Consider the following 23397-nt stretch of genomic DNA (forward strand, 5'->3'; position numbering starts at 1 on the left):
TTCTCCCTAACATGCTGTAGAGAACCCAAGACAATCCTTTAAGGGGGTGAGATGATTGGTTGACGTATTATCGCAAAATGAGATCGACGCCCTGCTTGCCGCGCTTTCGTCCGGCGAAATGGATGCGGAGGAACTGAAAAAAGAGGATAACCAGAAAAAAGTCCGGTCCTATGACTTCAAACGGGCGGTCCGCTTTTCCAAAGACCATATCCGGAGCCTCACGCGCATCCATGAAAACTTTGCCCGTTACCTGACGACGTATTTTTCGGCACAGCTGCGCACTTTCGTGCAAATTAGCGTCGTACAGGTCGAGCAGCTTCCTTATGACGAATTTATCCGGTCGATTCCTAAAATGACGATTTTGAACATTTTCGAAGCCGAGCCGTTGGAAGGAAGAATGGTGCTCGAGGTTCACCCCAACGTTGCGTACGCGATGCTGGATCGTTTGCTGGGCGGAGTAGGCAATGCGCCCACGAAGATCAATACCCTGACGGAGATTGAGACAACCATCATGGAGAGGATTTTCAGCCGGGCTTTCGACAGCCTCGCTGAGGCCTGGAAAACCGTGCTGGATATCTCGCCCCGGATGGAAGCGATGGAAACGAATCCGCAATTCATGCAAATCGTGTCTCCGAACGAAACGATCGCGCTTATATCGCTGAGCACCAAAATCGGGGATACGACGGGAATGATCAATCTCTGCATACCGCATGTCGTGCTTGAACCGATCATGTCCAAGCTTTCGGCGCACCAATGGTTCGTTTCGGAGAAAAAATCAAGCATCCCTGAAGAAGCCGAATCGCTCAAGTACCGGATCAGTCAGGCGAAGCTGAATATCGTGGCCGAACTCGGCACGAGCCACATTTCCGTATCCGAATTCCTGAGCCTCAGCGTCGGGGATGTCATCAGCCTCAACAAAGCGGTGGGCACCGGCCTGTCGATCCGGGTAGGGGACCGCCTGAAGTTCATCGGAAGCCCGGGAACGCTGAAGGATCGGGTAGCGGTTCAAATCGACGAAATTGTCAGCGAAGGAGTTGAGGAATTTGACGAGTAACGAATATTTGTCGCAAGAAGAGATAGACGCTTTGCTTAAGCAGTCCGAATCGGATTATTCCAAAGGATCGGGCACGATGACGGTGGACGATTATTTGACGCCGCTGGAACAGGACGCGCTCGGCGAGATCGGAAACATCACGTTCGGCAGCGCCGCGACGGCTCTTTCCACGCTTCTCGGCAAAAAAGTGGATATCACGACGCCGAAAGTGTCCATCATCACGCGCGAGCAGTTTGAATCCGAATTTCCCAAACCGCATGTCGCCGTTCACGTGACGTATGTCGACGGATTCGAAGGGATCAATTCGCTGGTCATCAAAACGCGCGACGCCCAAGTCATTGCCGACCTGATGCTTGGCGGCGAAGGGAACCCCGAAGATCAAGAGCTGAACGAAATACATATAAGCGCGGTTCAGGAAGCGATGAACCAGATGATGGGTTCGTCCGCAACCTCGATGTCCACGATTTTCAACCGTTTCGTGAACATCTCGCCGCCGGGGATCGATATTTTGGACGTGGCCAGCGGGGATGGCGTCAGCAGCCTTCCCGCGGACGAGACGCTCATCAAAATTTCGTTCCGGCTGACGATCGGGGACTTGATCGATTCGACCATCATGCAGCTTCTGCCGGTGCAATTCGCCAAGGATATGGTCAACATTTTGATTCACGGCGCCGATTCCGTCGAGCAGCTGATTGAGGAAACGGCCGCAGCGGCCCAGGCTCCCGAAAAGCCGGCTCCGAGCCCGCAGCCGACGCCGGCCCAGCCGCCGCAGCAGCAATCGGTGCCGCAGCAGCCGCAGGCCCCAAGCCAGCAGCCAACGGGCTATCCGGGAGAATATCCGGCCGCAGGCCAGCCGATGCCCGGCTATGAGCAGAACCCGCAGATGCCGCCGTACGGAATGCCTCAGCATTACGGCACGCCGTATAACCGGAACGTGAACGTGCAGCCCGTGCAGTTTTCGAATTTGCAATCCCCGGCCTATGGTCCGGTCGATCAAAATAATTTGAACTTATTGATGGACATTCCTCTGAAGGTCACCGTAGAATTAGGAAGGACCCAGAAGCAAATTAAGGATATCTTGGAAATGTCCCAAGGTTCCATCATCGAACTGGACAAGCTTGCGGGCGAGCCGGTGGATATTCTCGTAAACAACAAGCTGATCGCCAAAGGCGAAGTCGTTGTCATCGATGAGAACTTTGGCGTACGCGTCACAGACATTCTCAGCCAATGGGACCGAATACAAAAATTACAATAGCAAAATTTAGGGAGGATTTTTAATCAATGGCAAACCGTATTCTTATCGTGGATGATGCAGCATTTATGAGAATGATGATCCGTGATATTTTGACTAAAAATGGTTTCGAGGTCGTCGGAGAAGCGCAGGACGGGGCGCAAGCGATCGAAAAATTCAAGGAACTTCGCCCGGACCTGATTACGATGGATATCACCATGCCTGAGATGGACGGCATCGCCGCCCTGAAGGAAATCAAGAAGCTGGATCCGAGCGCGAAGGTCATCATGTGTTCCGCCATGGGCCAACAGGCGATGGTCATCGACGCGATCCAGGCCGGGGCCAAGGACTTCATCGTGAAGCCGTTCCAAACGGACCGCGTCATCGAAGCGATCAATAAAACGTTGGGCGTTTAATCTTCCATGTTCAGCGCCGATATGCAAACGCCCCAAAACCCGGGAAATTATGCGCTTAATCTGGTGTACGTCATCGTTGTTCTCGCGGTCATCGTCGCACTCATCGTGCTGTTGATCCGTTTTCTCGGAAGAAAAAACAAAACATGGTTCACCAGCCGAGCGGTTCGGACCTTGGGAGCCGTCGGACTTGGACCGAACAAATCCCTTCAGATCATTGAAATCGGCAGCAACCTGTATCTGGTCGGCGTAGGCGAGGACATTCGCCTGGTCGACAAGATTACGGATCCGGAAGAAGTGAAGCTGATCATGGAGGCCTTCGAGCAGGAAGCGGGCGCCCGGGCGGGCGCGTTTTCCCCGGTGCTTGAAAAGCTGGCCTCCAGGTTCCGCAAGCAAGGGACGTTGTCGGAAGAGATTACACTCGAGGATTCATCCTCTTTTCACGAAGTCTTCGACGAGAAGCTGCGAAAAATGTCCAGCCGAAAAGAAAAGATGGAGGAGCTTCTTCGCGAAGACAATACTACAGATCGGTTGAGGGATCCATGAAAAAGAAGGTTTTGCTAGCTTTCATCGTTTTATCGGTTATCAGTTTGCTGGCCTTGACGGCGGCATTTGCCGATCCCATTCCCAACATCGATATCCAGGTAGGCGATTCAGGAGGAAAACCGAGCACCAGCTCATTGTCGGTTTTGCTTCTGATCACTGTCATCAGCATCGCGCCGGCGCTGCTGGTGCTGATGACAAGCTTTACCCGGATCGTGGTTGTGCTGGGGTTCGTGAGAACGTCGCTTGGCACGCAGCAAATGCCGCCCAATCAGGTGCTTGTCGGCCTGGCGCTGTTTTTGACGCTGTTTGTGATGACACCAACGTTTTCATCGATCAACGACGTTGCCCTGCAGCCGTATCTGAAAGGCGAAATTACCCAAACGCAGGCGCTGGAAAAAGCGGCGGAGCCGATGAAAAAGTTTATGTTTTCGCAAACGAGGGAAAAAGATTTGCTGTTGTTCATGAAATACACCAAAACGGAAAAACCCAAAACGTACAAGGATATCCCGCTCACCGTCATGGTGCCCGCCTTTGCGATCAGCGAGCTGAAAACGGCGTTTCAAATGGGATTCATGATATTCATTCCGTTTTTGATCATCGATATCGTCGTGTCAAGCACCTTAATGGCCATGGGGATGATGATGCTCCCGCCGGTCATGATTTCGCTGCCGTTCAAAATATTGCTGTTCGTGCTGGTGGACGGATGGTACCTGGTCGTCAAGTCGCTGCTGTTGAGTTTTAATACATGATGGATGAGAAAGGCGAAGGAGGCCGGACATGAATTCTGATTTTATTATCGGCCTTGCGGGACAAGCGGTATATACCGTGCTGAAGGTAAGCGCGCCGATGCTGCTGCTGGGGCTGATCGTCGGCCTGATCGTGAGCATATTCCAGGCGACGACCCAAATCCAGGAGCAGACCCTCGCGTTCATTCCTAAAATCGTGGCGGTGCTGCTGGCGCTCCTGCTGTTCGGGCCTTGGATTTTAACGACGCTTGTCGATTTCACCTATAACATCTTCGACAACTTATATAAGTATATCGGTTAGGCGGTAGCGATCGATGAACATGCTGCTGAATAGCTTGCCGGTTTTCATGCTTATTTTTTGTCGAATCACCTCTTTTTTTGTTGTAGCGCCTGTGCTGTCTTCCAGGGGAGTCCCTAACGTTTTCAAAATTGGCATGTCCTTTTTCCTGTCCGTTCTCGTATTTCTCACGTACGGCGTCCATCATGAGCTGCCGGCCGACCTGACTTACGTGCTGCTCATCATCCGCGAAATCCTTATCGGCTTGGTGCTGGGGTTCGTCGCGTATCTGCTGTTCGTCGTCATTCAGACCGCCGGCGCGTTTATCGACATACAGATCGGATTCGGCATCGCCAACGTCATCGACCCGATGACCGGGGCATCGGCACCGGTTCTCGGAAACTTTAAATACATGTTCGCCCTTTTATTGTTTCTTGCGATGAACGGGCATCATTACTTGATCGACGGGATCATACGGAGTTACGACTGGGTTCCGCTGTCCAACGATTTTTTTATGAAGCTTTACAACGGAAGCATATCCGACTTTTTGGTTAAAACCTTCGGCCAATCGTTTGTGCTGGCCTTTCAGATGTCGGCGCCGATCGTTACCGCGTTGTTTTTGACGGACGTGGGACTCGGTTTTTTGGCCCGGACCGCTCCGCAGTTTAACGTATTCGTGATCGGGATGCAGCTTAAAGTGATTGTCGGCTTGATTGTGCTGCTGCTGATCGTGCCCAGCTTTTCGTATTTGTTCGGCGATTTGTTCGGGATCATGTTCGAATCGATGCAAAATCTGCTGGGGCTGATGGGGCGCAAGCCGGCCTAAGCAGGAATAAAGGAGCGACTGGAGTGTCCTACAGATATCGGCTCGATTTGCAGTTGTTCGCCGGCGAAAAAACCGAAAAAGCAACGCCTAAAAAACGCCAGGATACCCGTAAAAAGGGCCAAGTCGCCAAAAGCCAGGAAATTTCCGGCTCGGTGGTGCTGCTTGCCTCCTTTTTAAGCTTGTTGATGTTCGGCGGATTTTATAAGGAACGGCTGGTAGGGCTGTTCAAGGACGTGTTTTTGCACCGTCTCCAAACCGGCATTTCGATCGGAAACGTGATGAACCTGGCGATGGAGTACTCCATTCAGATTCTCATCTTGATGGCGCCGATGTTTATCATCACGATCGTGCTGGCTCTCGTCGCCAATGTGGCCCAAGTCGGATTCATGTTGACGGGCGAGATGCTCAAACCCAAATTCAGCAAGCTGGATCCGATCAAAGGGTTTAAAAATATTTTTTCGGTCAGGTCGCTTGTGGAATGCTTGAAATCGATTTTTAAAGTTACCGTGATCGGGCTGCTCGTTTACCAGACATTGTCCGGCGCCTTGCCGAAGATCGGCAGGTTGTCGGAGACGAACATCGAGCAAACCTTTCATTTTGTCGCCAGCCTGACGATGAATCTGGGGCTGAAAATCGGCGCCGTCTTGTTTGCGATGTCGATACTGGACTATTTGTACCAACGTTACGAATTCGAAAAAAGCATCCGCATGTCCAAGCAGGACATCAAGGACGAATACAAAAAAATGGAGGGAGACCCGCTGATCAAAGGGAAGATCAGGGAGCGTCAGCGCCGGATGGCGATGCAGCGCATGATGCAGGAGGTCCCCAAGGCGGATGTCGTCATTACCAACCCGACGCATTTCGCCGTCGCCCTGAAATACGAGGGTTCCAAAATGGAAGCTCCGCAAATCATCGCCAAAGGCCAGGATTACGTGGCTTTGCGGATGAAGGAAATAGCCAAAGAACACGGCGTCATAACCATGGAAAACAAACCTCTCGCCCGGGCCCTGTTCCACAGAGCGGAGATCGGGGATTCCATTCCCGCCGATTTGTTTCAGGCCGTGGCTGAAGTTTTGGCATATGTATACAAACTTAAAGGCAAGGTTAAATAAACTCAGGGATCGGAGGCAGTGAAGCCATTGAAAGCAAAGGAAATTACGGTATTACTAGGTGTCATCGGCATCGTTCTCATGATGATTCTTCCGATCCCGACATGGCTTTTGGACGTTCTGCTCGTCATCAACATCTCGCTTGCCCTGCTCATTTTGCTGGTAGCGATGAACACGAAGGAAGCGCTGCAATTTTCGATATTTCCTTCCCTTTTGCTGATCACGACGTTGTTCAGGCTTGCGCTGAACATTTCGACGACGAAACTGATCCTGTCCGAAGGGTTTGCCGGAACCGTGGTATCCACATTCGGCAGCTGGATCGCCAATGGACAAATCGCCGTCGGGTTCATCGTCTTCCTGATCCTCGTCGTCGTTCAATTTATCGTCATTACGAAAGGTTCGGAACGGGTTGCCGAGGTGGCCGCGCGTTTTACGCTTGATGCGATGCCCGGCAAGCAGATGAGCATCGATGCCGATCTGAACGCAGGGCTCATCAACGAGCAGCAGGCGCGGGAGCGCCGTCAAAAGGTCGAACGCGAAGCCGACTACTACGGAGCGATGGACGGTGCCACCAAATTCGTCAAGGGCGATGCCATCGCCAGCATCATCATTCTCATCATCAACCTGGTCGGCGGTTTCATCATCGGGATGTCGATAAACGGAATGGATTTCAAAGATGCTTTGTCCACCTATTCGGTACTGACCATCGGCGACGGCCTGGTCTCTCAAATTCCGGCGCTGCTCATTTCGACGGCATCCGGTTTGATCGTGACCCGTTCCTCATCGGAGGGCAATCTTGCCAGCGATTTGACGCAGCAGCTGATGTCTTATCCGAAACTGCTGTACATCGTAGGCGGCACGGTTGCCATGCTCGGCTTTTTTACGCCTATACATATCATTACGACATTGCCGCTGGCGGCCATCCTGCTGTATGCGGCCTACCGGATGCAGAAGAACATGGAGCGCAAGCAAATCGAAGTGGAGCAGCAGGAGGAGGAACAGCAAATCGAAGAGGTCCGAAGTCCCGAAAGTGTCATCAATTTGCTGCAGGTCGACCCGATCGAATTCGAATTCGGTTACGGCCTGATCCCGCTTGCGGACGTCCAGCAGGGCGGCGACCTGCTCGACCGGATCATCATGATCCGCAGGCAGTGCGCTTTGGAGTTAGGACTTGTCGTGCCGGTCATCCGCATTCGCGACAATATTCAACTAAAACCGAATGAATATGTCATCAAAATTAAAGGGAATAGCGTCGGCGGCGGTGAACTATTACTTAATCACTATTTGGCCATGAGTCCCGGGTATGAAGACGAAAGTATATCGGGTATTGAGACGCAGGAACCGGCCTTTGGCCTTCCGGCCCTTTGGATCGACGAGGCGACGAAAGAAAGGGCGGAATTGTCGGGGTATACCGTGGTGGATCCGCCTTCCGTCGTAGCCACGCATTTGACCGAGCTCATCAAGAAACATGCGCATGAGCTGCTTGGACGCCAGGAAACCAAAACGCTGGTCGACAATTTGCGCGAAAATTATCCGGTGCTTGTCGACGAGCTGATTCCGAACGTGCTGGCGATCGGGGACGTCCAGAAGGTGCTGGCGAAGCTGCTTCGCGAAAAAGTTTCCATCCGCGATCTCGTCACCATTTTCGAAACCTTGGCGGATTACGGGCAATACACCAAAGATCCGGACGTGCTTACGGAATACGTAAGGCAAGCCCTCTCCAGGCAGATTACCCAGCAGTTCTCCCAGGAAGGGGAGACGCTCAAAGTCATTACGGTCGGCCCGACGCTGGAGAAAAAAATCGCGGAAAGCGTGCAGCAATCCGATCAGGGCAGCTATTTGGCGCTGGATCCGGTATCGACCCAGACGGTGTTCCAAAAGCTCAGCGAGCAGGTCAACCGCCTGCTGCAATCCGGGCAGCAGCCCATTCTCCTGACGTCGCCCACGATCCGCATGTATTTGCGGCAAGTGATCGAGCGGACCATGCAGGATATTCCGGTACTATCTTACAGCGAGCTGGAGCCAAATGTTGAAATTCAAAGTGTCGGAGTGGTGAATTTATGAGAGTGAAGCGTTATCTGGTCGATACGATGCCCGAAGCGATGCTCCAGATCCGCCATGACCTCGGCAGCGACGCCGTGATCCTGAGCACGAAGGAAACGAAAATCGGCGGCTTTCTAGGCATGTTCAAACAAAAGAAAATCGAAGTCGTCGCGGCCGTCGAAGAGGAGGCGCAGAAACCTTCTAAAGCCCAGCCTTCCCCGGCCGCACCTTCCCTCGCCGTTCCGAAACAAGCGGTGCCCAAAGCTTACCAAAAAACGGCGGAAATGACTTCGGGCGCAGGGACGCCGCAGAGCCAACCGGCTGCGTTGAAAGCAGCGGATGCGGGGCATCCGGAGACGTTCGCGGAACAAGCGGCGGCAAGCGAAAGCATTGCGCCGCCTGCGGCTAAAGCCGCGGAAACGGGCAAAGACGGGCGCCCGCCGGCCGTTGGGATCATGCCATCGCCGCAGCCGGAAGCGCCGCCCCGCGTGCAGCCTGCCCTGATGCCGGAACGCGCCTTGGATGAAAAGGGAAGATCCGCGGCCGAAGACAAGCTTCTGGAGGAGCTGCGCGAAATGAAGACCTGGATGGCCAAAATCTCGCGCCAGTCCGCCATGCAGCGCACGCTTCCGGACGTGCTGGAAAAACTCCAGGACCGGTTGTTCCGGCAGGATATCGAAGCCTCGCTTATCCAGGAATGGATCGGCGATGCTTTTGAGCATTGGGAGGAGAAGGGCCGGAGCTTAAGCGACGCGGACATGGAGTCGTTTATCCGCGATCGCATCAAGGGGTTTTTGGCGGAACGTTTCGGCGGAGGCATCGCTCCCAGAACCAAAATGGTCTATGTCGCCGGCCCGACGGGGGTCGGGAAAACGACGACGATCGCCAAACTCGCTGCCGAACAACTCTTCCGCTACCATCGCAAGGTCGGATTCATTACGTCCGATACGTACCGCATTTCCGCGGTCGAGCAGCTGCGGACCTATGCATCGATCCTGAACGTTCCGCTGGAGGTGGTGCAGTCTCCGGGGGACATGCAGCGGGCCATGGAGCGTCTGGACTATTGCGATCTTATTCTGATGGATACGGCCGGGCGCAACTACCGCAACGAGCTGCTCGTTTCCGAACTGCAAAGCCTCCTGCCGCCGGTGGAACGCAGCGAGACGTACCTTGTCCTCAGCTTGACTTCCAAAAGCCAAGACATGAAAAAGATCGCCGAGCATTTTAGCAAATACGGCTTGGACAAGGTCATTTTCACCAAATTGGACGAGACCGGAAGCTACGGCCCCATCTTGAATTTGCTGAAGGAATTTCCTTTCCGCCTATCCTACATGACCAACGGACAAAACGTTCCGGATGACCTGCTCCTGCCCGGGGAAAAGCTGCTTAGCGATCTGCTGCTGGGAGAAGAAGGTGCATGACGGATCAGGCACAAACGCTGAGAAATTTGGTCATGATGCGCGAACGCGAACGCGCTGCCCTGGCGAGCGGCGAGCAGCCGCGGCAGGGAGCCAGGCTGATCACCGTGACAAGCGGAAAAGGAGGCGTCGGAAAGTCCAACTTTACGCTTAATTTCGCCTTGTCGCTGCAGTCCATGGGCAAGCGGGTGCTGGTGTTCGACGCCGATATCGGGATGGCTAACATCGACGTGCTGATGGGGATGTCCGCCAAATATAACCTGTATCATTTGCTGCGGCGCGAGAAACGGATCGATGAAATCATCGAACGAGGTCCGGGATCTCTGTCGCTGATTGCAGGGGGTTCAGGTTTGAGCGATTTGTTCTCCTTGTCGCAAAGCGATCTGAATTACTTCATGCAGCAGATCGAAACGGTTGCGGACGGGATGGATTACGTCATCTTCGATACCGGCGCCGGTTTGTCCCAGGAAAACTTCAATTTTATCCAATCTGCGGACGAATGCATCGTCGTAACGACGCCGGAGCCGACATCGATCACGGATGCCTACGCGCTGATCAAGGTAGTCAGCTCCAGGGAGCGCGGCACGTCGTTCAAGCTGATCGTCAACCGTGCAAGCGATGAAAAAGAAGCCGCTCAGACGGCGGACAAAATCAGGGTAGCGGCGCAAAAGTTTTTGAACGTGGACGTTCCGCTGCTTGGATACATAAGCGATGACTCCCATGTCGTGCAGGCAGTAAAAAAGCAAGTTCCTTTTTCCATGGCTTTTCCGGGCTGCGCAGCGGCGCGCGAAATACAGCGGATCGCCAGGCTGTACGCGTCAGTCCCTGCTTCCCCGGAACCGGGCGCCTTGACAGGAATCAAAGGATTTATGCAAAAGTGGCTTCGTCGAACAAAATGATTCTTCTGTAAAAAGGAACAAGGGGTGGAAATGGCATGGCGCCATATAAAGTCCTAGTTGTTGATGACTCGGCATTTATGCGTAAAATTTTTTCGGATCTGATCGAAAAGGATCCCGCGTTTCAGGTCGTGGACACGGCCGTAAACGGGCGTGAAGCCGTGGAGAAAGCCGTCGGGCTGAAGCCGGACATCGTGACGATGGATGTGGAAATGCCCGAAATGAACGGCCTCGAAGCCTTGAAGCTGATCATGGCCAAGCAACCGATGCCCGTCATCATGCTGTCCGGCATCAATGAAGAGGGCATGAAGGAAACGATTAAGGCGCTCGAATCCGGAGCGTTTGATTTTATACGCAAACCTTCCCTGACGTATTCCCAGGACATCGGGCAGGTCGGGGATGCGCTTCTGGAGCAGTTGAAGGCGGCCATGGCCGCCAAGGAAAGAAGGGCTGCCTTTGAAGCCGAGGAAGAGAAGCGGCGCCTCCAGAAGGAAACGCTGCGGCCGTACACCGCTCCGGGAGGAGCCGTTGCCGAGTCGAAAAAGGCTGCCTCCGGGCCGCTTAAGCGGCCGCTGCCTCCTGCCGTGAAACAAGAGCCCCCGCTTGAGAAAACCGGGCGGAGGATCAAGGAGCCGAATAAAGCGAAGCCCGAAGCGCCGCCTCCCGTCAAAGTGGCCGAGACTGCGGCAGCGCGGGAATATATCGCGGCTTCGGCCCCGCTCGAGGAACGCCGCGAAAAGCGTAACGAAAAGCGTCACGAACTGCGCGACGAAAAACGCAACGAAGTACGGCATGCCTTTAACGACATTGTCGCCATCGGATGCTCCACCGGCGGCCCGAGAGCGCTGAAAGAGGTGCTGGAGCATATCCCGGCCGATCTACCTGCTCCGGTCGTCATCGTCCAGCACATGCCGCCGAATTTTACCCGCTCCCTTGCACAGCGGTTGAATTCCTTCAGCCCGCTCGAGGTCATGGAGGCGGAGGACGGCATGAAGCTGCAAGCGGGTTCGGCCTACATCGCTCCCGGCGGGAAGCATTTAAGAATCGTCAGGGACGCCGACGGCAGCTTTATAACGTCGTTGTCCGATGACAAGCCGTTGAACGGCCACAAGCCGTCGGTGGACGTTCTTTTCGAATCGCTGCTGCCGCTTGCCTCCTTGGAGCGCCATGTGGTGCTGATGACGGGAATGGGCAGCGACGGGGCGAAAATGATGAAACGGCTCTATGATGCGGGCGTCAAAAGCACGTTTGCCGAAAGCGAAGAAACGTGCGTTGTCTACGGCATGCCGCGTTCGGCCGTCGAGCTTGATTGCGTGAGCCACGTTTTGCCCCTGCAGGACATTGCGGCCGGCGTGGTCCGTGCCGTGGGCCACGGGAAGTGAACTTATAAAGGAGGTGTCTCGCAATGGACATGAACCAATACTTATCCATGTTTATTGATGAGTCCAATGATCATCTGCAATCACTGAACGAAAATATGCTGCTTCTCGAAAGCAGCCCAAGCGATCTCTCGATCGTGCAAGTGATTTTCCGTTCGGCGCACACCTTGAAAGGGATGGCCGCGACGATGGGCTTCGAGGATCTCGCCGCGCTGACCCACCAGATGGAAAACGTGCTCGATCTGGTCCGCAACGAAAAGCTGACCATGCAGGATTTTATTTTCGATACGCTGTTCAAAGGCTTGGACGCTTTGGAATCGATGGTGCAGGACATTACCGAAGGCGGGGAAGGAAAAGCCGACGTATCCGCGATCGTGTCCGCCCTTCAGGCGATCGTCAGAGGGGAAGACCCGTCCGCCAAGCCGCAAGGGGCAAACGCGCCGAGCGAAGCCCGCGCCTCCGACGTCAATACGGCCCTTAAGCTGGACGAATTCCAGTATGCCGTTCTGAACCAATCCATCGAAGCGGGGCACCGCGTGCTTTACATCGACGTCCATATCCGCGAGAACTGCCAGCTGAAAGCGGTCAGGGCTTACATGGTGTTCGAATTGCTGGAGAGATCGGGCGAGGTCGTCAAGTCCTTTCCGTCGACCCAGGACATCGAGCAGGAAAAGTTTGATTTCAGCTTCTCCCTTTATTACATAACAACCAAAGATCCCGCCGAGCTTCAGCGGCAAATTATCGGCATTTCGGAGATCGAAAAAGCCGACGTGACGGAGCTTGACGCGGAAACGTTGCAGCAAATGAGCGAGATCGGCGCCGCTTCGCAGGAAGCTGCGGCCGCCGTCGCTGCGCCCCCGGCCGCCGAGAAGGGGCAGGAAGCTCCCCCGGCCAAATCCGAGCAGGCTTCCGAGAAGGCGGCCCCGGCAGCCAAAACCCCGGCCAAAACTGGAGGCGCCGTGCCGACCCGTACCATCCGCGTCGACATCGAGCGGCTGGATGTGCTTATGAATTTATTCAGCGAATTATTGATAGACCGCGTTCGCCTGGAACAGCTTGCCAGCGAGATCCAGAACCATGCGCTGACGGAAACGGTAGAGCATATGACCCGTGTCAGCTCCGATCTGCAGGATATCGTCATGAAGCTGCGCATGGTCCCGGTCGACACGGTCTTCAACCGCTTCCCGCGCATGGTTCGCGATTTGGCCAAATCGCTCGACAAAAAGGTCGATTTGATCATTACAGGCGCCGACACGGAGCTGGACCGGACCGTCATCGACGAGATCGGCGATCCGCTGGTGCACCTGCTGCGCAATGCCGTCGACCACGGGATTGAGCCGGTGGCCGACCGGATCAGCGCGGGCAAGCCGGAAACGGGCACCGTGCACCTGCGGGCTTTTCACAGCGGCAACCATGTTTTTATCGAAATCGAAGAAGACGGACGCGGCATTTACCGCGACAAGGTGCTGAAGACGGCGCTCAAGAAAGGCGTCGTGACGGAGGAGCAGGCGGCGGGCATGTCCGATGAGGAAGTGCATCAGCTTTTGTTCGCTCCGGGCTTCAGCACGGCCGAAAAAATTTCGGACGTTTCCGGACGCGGGGTCGGGCTTGACGTCGTCAAGGCCAAAATCACGTCGCTGGGCGGACAGGTCACGATCTATTCCACGCCGGGCAAAGGCACCAATTTCTCGGTACAGCTCCCGCTGACCTTGTCGATCATCGCGGCGATGCTGGTGAAAATGGGTTCGGAGAAATACGCGATCCCGCTGTCGTCGATCGTCGAAACCGGCATCGTCAAAAAAGGGCAGATCCGCGCCGTGCACGGCAATAAAATGGTAGAGTTCCGCGGATCGCTCATTCCGTTAATATCGCTAAGCCGCATTTTCAATATCAAGGATTTTGACGAAAACGAAGAGGAAGAGACGGAAATCATCGTGATCCATAAAGGGGAGCGCTTGGCTGCGTTGGCCATCGACCAATTTATCGGGCAAAACGAAATCGTCCTGAAAAGCCTCGGCAAATATTTGCCGCCGATCAAAGGCATTTCGGGCGCCACGATCCTGGGCGACGGGCAGGTCGCGCTCATTCTCGATCCGAACGTGTTCATCAAGTAATCCCGGCAACGTATAAAAGGAGGTTTTTTTCATGGGAGAAGAAATCAAAGTCATCGTCTTTAAACTCGGCAGCGAAGAATACGGCATCGAAGTGGACAAGGTCCAAACGATCGAGCGCATGCTTCCGATCACCCGGGTTCCCAAAACGTACGCGTTTGTCAGAGGCGTAATCAATCTTCGCGGCGTGGTCATCCCGGTCATCGATCTTCGCGGGCGTTTCGGCCTGGAAGAAACCGAATATACCGACCAGACCCGGATCATCATCGTGGCCGTAAACGAGATGGAGGTCGGCTTTATCGTCGATTCCGCCAACGACGTCATCGATCTGCACAAGGACAAAATCGAAACCCCGCCTGAGGTCGTCGGCGGCATCAAAGCGAAATATTTGGACGGCGTGGCCAAAATCGGCGACGACCGCCTGCTCATCATGCTGAATCTGTCCGAAGTGCTGAACAAAAACGAAATCATTCAATTGGAAAGTTTAGAGGAATAGTCCCGTGGAGGTCTTTAAACATTTCAAGGAGTTCAAAATGGATGTCCTGCGGGAGGTCGGGAACATCGGCGCGGGGAACGCCGCCACCGCTTTGTCCCGCCTCCTGAACAAACCCGTGGACATGGCCGTGCCCAAGGTGCAGCTGCTTCCTTTCGAAGAAATTTCGGAGAAGGTCGGAGGGGCCGAGCAGGTCGTCGTTGCCATCTTCCTCCGCGTCGAAGGGGAGGCTCCGGGGAATCTGTTTTTCATATTAAGCCCTGAGGCCGCCAAAAGCCTGCTGAATCGGCTGGTTGGCTTTCCTCCCGAAACGGACGGCATGTTCAACGAAATGGAGCAGTCCGCTCTCTGCGAAATCGGCAACATTTTGGCAGGCTCTTATTTGTCTTCGCTGGCGGATTTCACGAAACTCAGCATGTACCCCACCGTTCCGGCGCTGGCGATGGATATGGCGGGCGCGATCCTCAGCTTCGGCCTGCTGCAGTTCGGGCATATGGGGGACGATGCCCTGTTGATCGATACGACGTTCCTTGAAGGCGACCACGAGGTGGAGGGCCAGTTCTTCCTGATTCCCGATCCGGATTCATTCGCCAAGATCTTTAAATCCCTGGGAGTACCAATGGACCATGATTGAAGAGCAAAGCATTGTGAAAGTAGGCATGGCCGACCTGAACGTGGTGCAGCATTCGGGAATCATCCGGACGGTCGGCCTGGGCTCATGCGTCGGCCTTACGATGTATGATCCCCAGCTCAAATTGGCCGGCATGGCGCACGTGATGCTGCCCTCTTCGGACATCGCCCGCGAGGGGCAGCTGAACGTCGCGAAATATGCGGACACGGCGCTGCCCGCGCTGCTAGCCAAGCTCCTGGAGCTTGGCGCTTCTCCTTCGCGGATCGTCGCCAAAATGGCCGGGGGTTCGCAGATGTTCGCGTTTGCCGGCGCCGGGGACACCATGAGGATCGGACCGAGGAACGTGGAGTCCTGCAAAGCCAAATTGGCGGAGCTTCGCATCCCGCTTATAGCAGAAGACACTGGCGGCAATTACGGGCGCACCATCGAAATGGATGCCGGCACGGGCATATTGCTTATCCGCAGTGTACAAACAGGTGTAAAGGAAATGTAGCCATGAAAGGAAATCTGCGATTTAATCTGGTATTCGGCGTTATAGGATTGGTTTTGACCCTGTTGTTTTCCCTGATGAACAATAATTTGTTCATGACAAGCTTGATTCGCGCGGTGGTATCGTTTGCCGCATGGTTTGCGCTTGCGTTCGTGCTCCGGTGGGCATGGACGATGGTCAGCGTCCCGCAGGCTGAATCGGAATTCAATGACTGGAAGGCTGAAGACGCGCAGACCGGTACGCGTTTGGACTTGACGACTCCCGACGAGAGTGACGAGCTGAATGAGCTGTTGAAGCCAAAAACCGACCCGCCCCAAGGAGGGGATGCCGGTTTTACTCCACTCAATCCGCCAAAATTGGTCTCGAAAAAGGATCCTGAAGAATTGGCCAAGGCAGTTCGTCACCTGACAGAAAATTAAGGAGGGTGAGGGTAGTTGAGCGAGCGAAAAACTTCACATCTGAACCATGCCGGACTTTGGGAAGAGTGGAAAGAAAGAGGGAACCTGGAAGCTAAAAAAAGGTTGATCGAAAACTATCTGCATATCGTGGACTACGTGTCCAGCAGGCTGGCGATCGGGCTCCCGAAAAACGTTTCCAAGGACGATCTGGCCAGCAACGGCGTGATGGGCCTCATCGACGCGGTCGACAAGTTCGATTACAAGCGCGGGCTTCAGTTCGAAACGTACGCATCCTTCCGCGTCAGGGGGGCGATTCTCGATTCGCTCCGCCAGGGCGACTGGGTTCCCCGTTCCGTCCGCGAAAAGGCGAAAAAAATCGAAGATGCGTACCAGCAGCTGGAACAGAAACATCTCCGGTCCGTAACGGATGCTGAAATGAGCGATTACCTGAACGTCTCGGAAAAAGAGTTCCAACATATGCTTCAGGAAGTGGCGGTGATGTCACTTTGCTCACTTGAGGATCCGATCAGGGAGGAAGAATCCGAAACGAGATTGTCCGTCATGGTGGACGACAAAGCCAAAAACCCTGATTACAAGGTCAACGAATTTTTTTTGAAGGAATCGCTCATCAAAGGGTTGGAAAAGCTTACCGAAAAAGAGCGAACCGTTGTATCATTATTATATTACGAAGATTTATCCCTCAGCGAGATTGCCGAGGTGATGTCGCTTTCACCTTCGAGAATTTCTCAACTGCATTCCAAGGCCATTCTAAGGCTGCGCGGAACGCTCGAAAAACATCGGGAATTGCTGATGCAAAACGATTAACCGCTGTAGAAATGGAAGGGAGGAAAAGGATTGACAGCTCAATTAGGGTTGGACAGCTATCTAAACGTCACGTTTTCCGATGACAAAAGCGTCGCCTACATCCAATTCTCGAAACGTGATGAAAACTTCAAATGCACCGAAGACGATTTGATGCTGTTTTTGCGGAGCCACCAGGTTCAGTTCGGGATTGAAAAAGGGGTCATCAGCCGGATCGCGAGCCATCCCGAAGAGTATATGTTCAACCGCACGCCCGTGGCGATGGGGGAGCAGCCGGTCAGCGGCAAGGACGGATATATCGAATATGCGTTCAAGCTTCAGGACGAGCATCAGCCTCGGCCGCTGGAAACCGAGGACGGCAAGGTGGATTTCAAAGAGCTGCTGAGCCTGAACAACGTCATCAAAGGGCAGCTCATTGCCAGGAGGATCCCGCCGGAGCCGGGAAAACCCGGCACTGCGGTGACCGGGGAACCGATCCCGTTCAAGCCCGGGAAGGAAGCCTATTTTAAAGTAGGCAAAAACGTGGTTCTCGATCCTGAAGGAACATCGATGTATGCAGCCATCGACGGGCTGGTCACGACGACGGATAAAGGCAAGATCAACGTGTTCCCGGTGTATGAAGTCAACGGCGACGTGGACTACAGCGTAGGCAACATCGATTTTGTCGGCACCGTCGTCGTTCGGGGCAACGTGCTGACGGGGTTTCGGGTAAAAGCCGCCGGCGATATCCGCGTCGTGGGCGGGGTCGAAGGCGCCGAGCTGGAGGCGGAAGGATCGATCGAAATTACGAGCGGAATTATCGGGTACAACAAAGGCTTCGTCCGGGCGGGCAAAAACGTCAAAAGCTCGTTCATCCAGGACGGCAACGTCATTGCGGGCGAAGACGTCATCGTCTCCCAAAGCATCATGCATTCGAATATCCGGGCCGGCAAAAACATCATCTGCAACGGAACGAAAGGCCTGATCGTCGGCGGCAGCATCCAGGCGGGGGAACGGGTAACCGCCCGGACCATCGGCAACAGCATGTCGACGACAACCTCGATCGAAGTCGGGGTGCAGCCCGAACTCCGAAACGAACTTGCGGAACTTCGCCAGCGTTCGAGGCAGCTCATGGAAGCGCTTGACAAGGCGGACAAGGCGCTCCATCTGCTTAACCAGCTGGCATCGACGGGACAGTTGTCTTCGGACAAAATGGCGCTCCGGGTGAAGCTAAGCGCGACCAAAAAGTCGACGCAGCGGGAGCAGGAGGAAGTTAAGGGGCGAATTTTGGAGATCGAAAAAACGCTGGAAGAAACCGTCAGAGCCCGGGTGGATATCGTCAAAAGAATTTACGGCGGTTCCAAAATCGTGATCGGAAGGTATACGAGATTTATCAAGGACCCTGTCGAAAGGGTATCCTTTTATTTCCACGAGGGCGACATCACGATGGTCCCTTACGTATGACGGAGATGACGGCTTGCGGGATGCATAACAAATAGCGATTTTTGCAGGCAGGTGAATGTTCGTGAGTATGAAATCGGTAGAGATGCAAATTGCCATCCCCCGAACGACGGAAGCGGGCAGAATACAAAACGATATTCATCATCGGACCTCGCAGGAGCAAGAATTTTTGGCGGGGCAGCAGCAAAAGGAGGCCCAGGAGCTCCGGCAGAAAAGCGCGGGAGTGGACGAAACGGCGAATGCCGCGGTGCGGGACGAAGGCAAGCGCCACCCTTCGGGCCAGAAAGATTCTTCACGCCGGGCGTCCAAGCCCGAGGAGACGGGTGGGCACAAGGATGCGGAACATCCTTATAAAGGGCACCGTCTGGATGTTTCCCTTTGACGAAGAAATCGGACCCGACAGCCGGGCCGTGGCGAAAAACGTATTTAAAGGAGAAAAAAGCTTTGGAACCGTGGATGATTGTCGTTATTTTAGGCGCTGCCGCCATTGTCTATGCTCTCATGCTGCCTAAACGGCAAGTCGGGAAATCGGCGGACAAGGAGCAAATGGTCCGGGAAGTGGAAGCAACCCTGGAGCAGTACATGGCGGATATCGAAAGAGAAAACGAAGAGCTGGTGGAATTGATCGGCCAAATGAAGCAGGACATCACCTCCAAGCAGCTTGCGCATCAGGAACAGCTGAACGAGATGAGGCAGCGGTTGCTGCAGCTCGAGCAGCAAAATGCGTCGCATGAAGCGCGCCTCTCCGACATCGAGCAAAGAGACCGCCAAGCGGCGTCGGCGGTACTTGCTGAACGGGAAGGGGCGGCCGCCGCGGAGACGCAGATCCTCGGGGACCAATCCGTGCAGGATACGGCTACCGAAGAAGAGACGAAGGAGCCGTCCATCCGGGAACGTTACCCCGAGCTGTTCGAGCTTCACGCCCAAGGCAAATCGATCGAAGCCATCGCGAAGTTCACGGGCATGCAAAAAGGCGAAGTGACGCTGATTCTGCAGCTGGCGAAACGGGAGGGGTCGCTGTGATCAAAAATCGTTCCTTTATGATCGGACTCGGCAGCGGGCTGCTGGTCGGCGCTCTTCTTTTGCAGCTTATGAACGCGGGAACCGGGGCGAACGTCGTGCCGCAGGCTTCGGAGGTTGTGAAACCGACAAAAGAGCAGCTGCAGGAACAAGCCGAAGCGTTGGGGCTCAAATTGGTTGAAGCGGACGACAAGCGGATGACCGAAGAAGAATGGAAACGGCAGATGATGGACAAAAGCGCGAAACCGCAAGGAAGTCCCGTAAAAGCGCCCGAAGCCGGCCAAAAGGCCGAAGCGCCCAAGACGCCCGAAAAACCGGCAGCCCCGGCTTCGAAGGCATCCGGCCAGCCTGCCGCCAATGCAGCCGCAGACGGCATAAACAAGCCGAAAACGCCCGAGGCTCCGCTCATTTCCGTCAAAATCGCCAGCGGAAGCAATTTAACCGATGTCGCCGACAAGCTGAAAAAATCAGGGGTGATTTCGGATGCGGCCGCGTTCGTCGAAACGGGCAGGGGACGGAAAATGAGCACGAAAATCCGCTCAGGCACGTATGAATTTGCTAAAGGCGAGGAGTTTGACAGCATCATCGCCAAAATTACGACAAAACCGCCTCGCTGACGTATAAGGCGCAGCCTGACGGTTTTTTGCTGTACCCGGGGGGCTGGTGAGCCTGCCGCACCTAACGGTAACCGGCTTTGATAGGTCGTCCAAGCGAGGGCTCATAATACGCTAATGGCGCGGCTTTGCAGGACGATTCCCTCCGCGGCGAAAATCCCGCGAATAGGCGTTGCATCGGGCATTCACTTATGGTATATTAATTGACGGTGTTAAAACACACGCTGTCGGATTTCGTAAAGGGTGCTTTCCTGATGGAAAGTCTTGACGGAAAATGAAAACAGCGGAGGACACAAAAAAACCAAATTTAGGAGGTGCGTGAAGATGGCAGTCATTTCCATGAAACAGCTTCTTGAAGCTGGCGTTCACTTCGGACACCAAACTCGTCGTTGGAACCCGAAAATGGATAAATATATCTTCACCGAAAGAAACGGTATTTACATTATCGACCTGCAGAAAACTGTGAAAAAGGTCGAGGAAGCTTTTAACTTCGTTAAGAGCGTCGCTGAAGAGAACGGAACGATTCTGTTCGTCGGCACGAAAAAACAAGCTCAAGACTCCGTGAAAGAAGAAGCGGAACGTTGCGGTATGTACTACATCAACCAACGTTGGCTCGGCGGAACTTTGACTAACTTCGAAACGATCCAAAAACGTATCAACCGTTTGAAAGAGCTCGAGAAGTGGGAAGAAGACGGTACTTTTGCCGTTCTGCCTAAAAAAGAAGTCATCATTCTCCGCAAAGAGAAAGATCGTCTTGAAAAATTCCTGGGCGGGATCAAGAACATGAAAGGCCTTCCTAGCGCCCTGTTCATCATCGATCCTCGCAAAGAGCGCATCGCTGTTGCCGAAGCACGCAAATTGGGTATCCCAATCGTTGGCATCGTCGACACGAACTGCGATCCGGACGAAATCGACTACGTCATCCCTGGTAATGACGACGCGATCCGTGCCGTTAAACTGTTGACTGGCAAAATGGCCGACGCCGTGGTGGAAGCTCATCAAGGCGAAGAAACAACTGCCTAAGATCAGCAGAAGCAAGCAATTGACATGAATTAAATGAAAAGGGTGGTTGGTAGGTGTATAACCTCTCACTGCCCTTTTTTTAAGATATAAGGAAGATGGCATCGGTGAATACTCTTCTTATATCGTCCAAAAAAACAACGAATTAACTTTTGGAGGGAAAAATCCTATGGCAGTAAGTGCTAGTGCGGTAAAAGAGCTTCGTGAAAAAACAGGCGCAGGTATGCTGGATTGCAAAAAAGCGCTGGAAGAAGCAAACGGTGACATTACGAAAGCGGTCGAACTCCTTCGCGAAAAAGGCCTCGCAGCGGCAGCGAACAAAGCGGGTCGCGTAGCGACGGAAGGCGTCGTTGAATCTTACATCCACGGCGGCGGCCGCATCGGCGTCCTCGTCGAAATCAACTGCGAAACCGACTTCGTCGGCAAAACGGATCAATTCAAAGAGTTTGCGCGCGACATCGCTATGCACATCGCGGCTTCCAGCCCGCGTTACGTAGCTCGCGAAGAAGTACCGGCCGAAGAGATCGAAAAGGAAAAAGAGATCCTGAAAGCCCAAGCCCTGAATGAAGGCAAACCAGAAAAAATCGTTGAAAAAATGGTTGAAGGCCGCATCGGCAAATACTTCGAAGAGTTCTGCCTGTTGGAACAGCCGTTCATTAAAGATCCGGACAAAACCGTCGCTACGCTGCTGAAAGAAAAAATCAGCACGATCGGCGAAAACATCTCGATCCGCCGCTTCGTTCGTTACGAGCTGGGCGAAGGCATGGAGAAAAAAGTGGATAACTTCGTTGAAGAAGTTATGGCGCAAGTTAAAAACTAAGCAAGTAACATGCGCGGTTGACGCGCCTTTGATGAATATTGCGGGATGAAGAGCGGAACACGCCAGTGTTCCCTCTTTTTTCAGAGATCAGAAAAACAGCAGCTTTGCGTGGAATGCCGCCTGATCTCGTAAGAAAAACATCCGCTGCCAGGCCGCTACAGCCGGCATCGGAAGTTTTTCTTTTGAGTATGAGCATGACATCAGTTCTGGTAGCTCCGCCCCCGCGGAGCGGGAAGCAAAGTCGGTTTTCTAAACGGGCACCAGACAGGTGCTGTCTTAAAGTGGAGGGTAAACATTTTGAAAGAGCCAATTTTTAAACGAGTTGTCTTGAAAGTCAGCGGGGAATCCCTCGCGGGCCAAAACGGATATGGTATCGATGCGGCGACGATCGCATCCATCGCTGAACAAGTGAAGGAAGTTGTGGAGCTGGGCGTTCAAGTCGCGATCGTTTGCGGCGGCGGGAACATTTGGCGCGGAATCGCCGGCAGTTCCAGCGGCATCGACCGTGCAACGGCGGACTACATGGGCATGCTGGCCACGGTGATGAACTCGCTGGCGCTGCAGGACGCCTTGGAACAGATCGACGTTCCGACGCGCGTGCAAACTTCGATCGCCATGCAGCAGATCGCCGAGCCGTACATTCGCCGCAGAGCGATCCGCCATCTGGAAAAAGGACGCGTCGTCATTTTTGCGGCGGGCACAGGCAACCCGTTCTTCTCGACGGATACGACAGCCGCGCTTCGTGCAGCTGAAATTGAAGCCGAGGTCATTCTGATGGCCAAAAACAAAGTGGACGGCGTCTATTCCGCTGATCCTTTCAAAGACAGCACGGCAGAGAAGTATGAGCAGCTGACGTATTTGGACGTACTGAACAAAAACTTGGGCGTGATGGATTCCACGGCATCTTCCCTCTGCATGGACAACAACATTCCGCTTATCGTATTTGCGATTACCGAGCAAGGAAACATTAAACGGGTCGTTCAAGGCGAAAAAATCGGAACGATCGTTAAAGGGAGTGTAGATTAATGCCTCAAACAGTAAAAAAACATGCGGAAGAACGCATGGAAAAGGCGATCTCCGCTTTGAAAAGAGATTTGGCGACGCTGCGCGCTGGACGCGCCGCTCCGGCCCTTCTGGACCGGGTACAGGTTGAATACTACGGAACGATGACTCCGCTGAACCAGCTGGCCAACATCAATACGCCGGATTCCCGGACGCTGTTGATCCAGCCGTGGGATAAATCCTCGCTGGCCGACATCGAAAGAGCCATCCTGAAATCCGATCTCGGGCTGACGCCTGCAAACGACGGGAACACGATTCGTTTGGTCATTCCTCCGCTGACGGAAGAACGCCGCATGGAACTGGTGAAAATGACCAAAAAATTCGGCGAAGAAGCGAAGGTGGCCATCCGCAATATCCGCCGCGATGCGAACGACGACATTAAAAAAATGGAAAAAACCGATATATCTGAAGATGAATCCCGCCGTCACCAGGATGACATCCAGAAAACGACGGATAAATTTATCGCGGAAGTCGACAAAGTGCTCGTAGCTAAAGAAAAAGAGATCATGGAAGTATAAGAGACTTTCGGCCCCTCCTT

The 23397-nt window shown here is 53.9% G+C and carries 26 protein-coding genes; all 26 read left to right on the plus strand.

Translation table 11 applies throughout. The features are described 5' to 3' along the window. Positions 1–55 precede the first annotated feature (55 nt). The 26 genes from fliM (at position 56) to frr (ending at position 23377) form a co-directional block, all read left to right on the plus strand. Positions 56–1054: a flagellar motor switch protein FliM gene (gene fliM, locus AC27KL_RS07910; protein WP_339321322.1), complete on the plus strand. Its 999-nt coding sequence runs from the start codon at positions 56–58 to the stop codon at positions 1052–1054. Next, on the plus strand, positions 1044–2309 hold the full coding sequence (fliY, locus tag AC27KL_RS07915; protein WP_487169362.1) for a flagellar motor switch phosphatase FliY: 1266 nt from the start codon (positions 1044–1046) through the stop codon (positions 2307–2309). The genes fliM and fliY overlap by 11 nt, the downstream gene beginning before the upstream one ends. Before the next feature lie 26 nt (positions 2310–2335). Next, positions 2336–2701 (plus strand): response regulator, encoded by a 366-nt coding sequence (locus tag AC27KL_RS07920; RefSeq protein WP_212948929.1) that lies wholly within the window; start codon positions 2336–2338, stop codon positions 2699–2701. 6 nt (positions 2702–2707) lie between these two features. After that, entirely contained in the window at positions 2708–3244 is a 537-nt protein-coding gene (locus AC27KL_RS07925) for a flagellar biosynthetic protein FliO (protein ID WP_487169363.1), read from the plus strand. Continuing rightward, entirely contained in the window at positions 3241–3993 is a 753-nt protein-coding gene (gene fliP / locus AC27KL_RS07930; RefSeq protein WP_036706929.1) for a flagellar type III secretion system pore protein FliP, read from the plus strand. The genes AC27KL_RS07925 and fliP overlap by 4 nt, the downstream gene beginning before the upstream one ends. A 28-nt stretch (positions 3994–4021) precedes the next feature. Next, on the plus strand, positions 4022–4291 hold the full coding sequence (fliQ, locus tag AC27KL_RS07935; RefSeq protein WP_212948930.1) for a flagellar biosynthesis protein FliQ: 270 nt from the start codon (positions 4022–4024) through the stop codon (positions 4289–4291). Positions 4292–4304: 13 nt separating this feature from the next. Further along, the gene (gene fliR / locus AC27KL_RS07940) at positions 4305–5093 is read left to right on the plus strand and encodes a flagellar biosynthetic protein FliR (RefSeq protein WP_212948932.1); all 789 of its coding nucleotides are present in this window, start codon (positions 4305–4307) and stop codon (positions 5091–5093) included. A gap of 23 nt (positions 5094–5116) precedes the next feature. Continuing rightward, positions 5117–6205, plus strand: a complete 1089-nt coding sequence (gene flhB / locus AC27KL_RS07945; RefSeq protein ID WP_212948934.1) for a flagellar biosynthesis protein FlhB — start codon at positions 5117–5119, stop codon at positions 6203–6205. Between the two features lie 27 nt (positions 6206–6232). Beyond that, positions 6233–8266 (plus strand): flagellar biosynthesis protein FlhA, encoded by a 2034-nt coding sequence (gene flhA / locus AC27KL_RS07950; RefSeq protein ID WP_036706939.1) that lies wholly within the window; start codon positions 6233–6235, stop codon positions 8264–8266. Next, positions 8263–9666 (plus strand): flagellar biosynthesis GTPase FlhF, encoded by a 1404-nt coding sequence (gene flhF / locus AC27KL_RS07955; protein WP_487169364.1) that lies wholly within the window; start codon positions 8263–8265, stop codon positions 9664–9666. The genes flhA and flhF overlap by 4 nt, the downstream gene beginning before the upstream one ends. Continuing rightward, positions 9663–10562, plus strand: coding sequence for a MinD/ParA family protein (locus tag AC27KL_RS07960; RefSeq protein ID WP_487169365.1), 900 nt, complete (start codon positions 9663–9665; stop codon positions 10560–10562). Before flhF ends, AC27KL_RS07960 begins: the two co-directional genes overlap by 4 nt. A 35-nt stretch (positions 10563–10597) precedes the next feature. Continuing rightward, positions 10598–11941, plus strand: coding sequence for a protein-glutamate methylesterase/protein-glutamine glutaminase (locus tag AC27KL_RS07965; RefSeq protein ID WP_487169366.1), 1344 nt, complete (start codon positions 10598–10600; stop codon positions 11939–11941). A 23-nt stretch (positions 11942–11964) separates the two neighbouring features. Further along, positions 11965–14052 (plus strand): chemotaxis protein CheW, encoded by a 2088-nt coding sequence (locus AC27KL_RS07970; RefSeq protein ID WP_487169367.1) that lies wholly within the window; start codon positions 11965–11967, stop codon positions 14050–14052. A gap of 31 nt (positions 14053–14083) precedes the next feature. Next, positions 14084–14545, plus strand: coding sequence for a chemotaxis protein CheW (locus AC27KL_RS07975; protein WP_036706945.1), 462 nt, complete (start codon positions 14084–14086; stop codon positions 14543–14545). A gap of 37 nt (positions 14546–14582) precedes the next feature. Further along, complete coding sequence (locus tag AC27KL_RS07980) at positions 14583–15176, plus strand: chemotaxis protein CheC (RefSeq protein WP_445164812.1); 594 nt, start codon at positions 14583–14585, stop codon at positions 15174–15176. Next, on the plus strand, positions 15169–15666 hold the full coding sequence (locus AC27KL_RS07985; protein WP_487169368.1) for a chemotaxis protein CheD: 498 nt from the start codon (positions 15169–15171) through the stop codon (positions 15664–15666). Before AC27KL_RS07980 ends, AC27KL_RS07985 begins: the two co-directional genes overlap by 8 nt. A 2-nt stretch (positions 15667–15668) precedes the next feature. Beyond that, the gene (locus AC27KL_RS07990) at positions 15669–16082 is read left to right on the plus strand and encodes a hypothetical protein (protein WP_339321310.1); all 414 of its coding nucleotides are present in this window, start codon (positions 15669–15671) and stop codon (positions 16080–16082) included. 15 nt (positions 16083–16097) lie between these two features. Then, a complete protein-coding gene (locus AC27KL_RS07995) occupies positions 16098–16886 on the plus strand; it encodes a FliA/WhiG family RNA polymerase sigma factor (protein WP_036706949.1) in 789 nt (262 codons plus the stop codon). Between the two features lie 30 nt (positions 16887–16916). Next, positions 16917–18326 (plus strand): flagellar assembly protein A, encoded by a 1410-nt coding sequence (locus AC27KL_RS08000; RefSeq protein WP_487169369.1) that lies wholly within the window; start codon positions 16917–16919, stop codon positions 18324–18326. Between the two features lie 67 nt (positions 18327–18393). Beyond that, positions 18394–18705 carry a hypothetical protein gene (locus AC27KL_RS08005; RefSeq protein WP_339325187.1) on the plus strand — a complete coding sequence of 104 codons (312 nt, stop codon included), beginning with the start codon at positions 18394–18396 and terminating at the stop codon, positions 18703–18705. 62 nt (positions 18706–18767) lie between these two features. After that, positions 18768–19346, plus strand: coding sequence for a hypothetical protein (locus tag AC27KL_RS08010; protein WP_487169370.1), 579 nt, complete (start codon positions 18768–18770; stop codon positions 19344–19346). Further along, complete coding sequence (locus AC27KL_RS08015; RefSeq protein WP_487169371.1) at positions 19343–19960, plus strand: hypothetical protein; 618 nt, start codon at positions 19343–19345, stop codon at positions 19958–19960. Before AC27KL_RS08010 ends, AC27KL_RS08015 begins: the two co-directional genes overlap by 4 nt. A 321-nt stretch (positions 19961–20281) precedes the next feature. Continuing rightward, on the plus strand, positions 20282–20980 hold the full coding sequence (rpsB, locus tag AC27KL_RS08020; RefSeq protein WP_036706955.1) for a 30S ribosomal protein S2: 699 nt from the start codon (positions 20282–20284) through the stop codon (positions 20978–20980). 166 nt (positions 20981–21146) lie between these two features. Continuing rightward, positions 21147–21797 carry a translation elongation factor Ts gene (gene tsf / locus AC27KL_RS08025; protein WP_036706956.1) on the plus strand — a complete coding sequence of 217 codons (651 nt, stop codon included), beginning with the start codon at positions 21147–21149 and terminating at the stop codon, positions 21795–21797. Between the two features lie 297 nt (positions 21798–22094). Continuing rightward, positions 22095–22823, plus strand: coding sequence for a UMP kinase (gene pyrH / locus AC27KL_RS08030; protein ID WP_036706960.1), 729 nt, complete (start codon positions 22095–22097; stop codon positions 22821–22823). After that, a complete protein-coding gene (gene frr, locus AC27KL_RS08035; protein WP_036706962.1) occupies positions 22823–23377 on the plus strand; it encodes a ribosome recycling factor in 555 nt (184 codons plus the stop codon). The genes pyrH and frr overlap by 1 nt, the downstream gene beginning before the upstream one ends. Positions 23378–23397: the final 20 nt, after the last annotated feature.

The organism is Paenibacillus sp. YAE3, from assembly GCF_057546105.1.

What these genes read in the sequence shown, in the direction of transcription:
- AC27KL_RS07970 (WP_487169367.1), top strand. Translation starts at nt 11,965, where the DNA reads ATGGACATGAACCAATACTTATCCATGTTTATTGATGAGTCCAATGAT.
- AC27KL_RS07965 (WP_487169366.1), top strand. Translation starts at nt 10,598, where the DNA reads ATGGCGCCATATAAAGTCCTAGTTGTTGATGACTCGGCATTTATGCGT.
- AC27KL_RS08005 (WP_339325187.1), top strand. Translation starts at nt 18,394, where the DNA reads ATGAAATCGGTAGAGATGCAAATTGCCATCCCCCGAACGACGGAAGCG.
- fliR (WP_212948932.1), top strand. Translation starts at nt 4,305, where the DNA reads ATGAACATGCTGCTGAATAGCTTGCCGGTTTTCATGCTTATTTTTTGT.
- fliQ (WP_212948930.1), top strand. Translation starts at nt 4,022, where the DNA reads ATGAATTCTGATTTTATTATCGGCCTTGCGGGACAAGCGGTATATACC.
- AC27KL_RS07990 (WP_339321310.1), top strand. Translation starts at nt 15,669, where the DNA reads ATGAAAGGAAATCTGCGATTTAATCTGGTATTCGGCGTTATAGGATTG.
- AC27KL_RS07980 (WP_445164812.1), top strand. Translation starts at nt 14,583, where the DNA reads ATGGATGTCCTGCGGGAGGTCGGGAACATCGGCGCGGGGAACGCCGCC.
- AC27KL_RS07985 (WP_487169368.1), top strand. Translation starts at nt 15,169, where the DNA reads ATGATTGAAGAGCAAAGCATTGTGAAAGTAGGCATGGCCGACCTGAAC.
- AC27KL_RS07975 (WP_036706945.1), top strand. Translation starts at nt 14,084, where the DNA reads ATGGGAGAAGAAATCAAAGTCATCGTCTTTAAACTCGGCAGCGAAGAA.
- frr (WP_036706962.1), top strand. Translation starts at nt 22,823, where the DNA reads ATGCCTCAAACAGTAAAAAAACATGCGGAAGAACGCATGGAAAAGGCG.
- AC27KL_RS07925 (WP_487169363.1), top strand. Translation starts at nt 2,708, where the DNA reads ATGTTCAGCGCCGATATGCAAACGCCCCAAAACCCGGGAAATTATGCG.
- rpsB (WP_036706955.1), top strand. Translation starts at nt 20,282, where the DNA reads ATGGCAGTCATTTCCATGAAACAGCTTCTTGAAGCTGGCGTTCACTTC.
- tsf (WP_036706956.1), top strand. Translation starts at nt 21,147, where the DNA reads ATGGCAGTAAGTGCTAGTGCGGTAAAAGAGCTTCGTGAAAAAACAGGC.
- AC27KL_RS07960 (WP_487169365.1), top strand. Translation starts at nt 9,663, where the DNA reads ATGACGGATCAGGCACAAACGCTGAGAAATTTGGTCATGATGCGCGAA.
- fliP (WP_036706929.1), top strand. Translation starts at nt 3,241, where the DNA reads ATGAAAAAGAAGGTTTTGCTAGCTTTCATCGTTTTATCGGTTATCAGT.
- flhF (WP_487169364.1), top strand. Translation starts at nt 8,263, where the DNA reads ATGAGAGTGAAGCGTTATCTGGTCGATACGATGCCCGAAGCGATGCTC.
- AC27KL_RS07920 (WP_212948929.1), top strand. Translation starts at nt 2,336, where the DNA reads ATGGCAAACCGTATTCTTATCGTGGATGATGCAGCATTTATGAGAATG.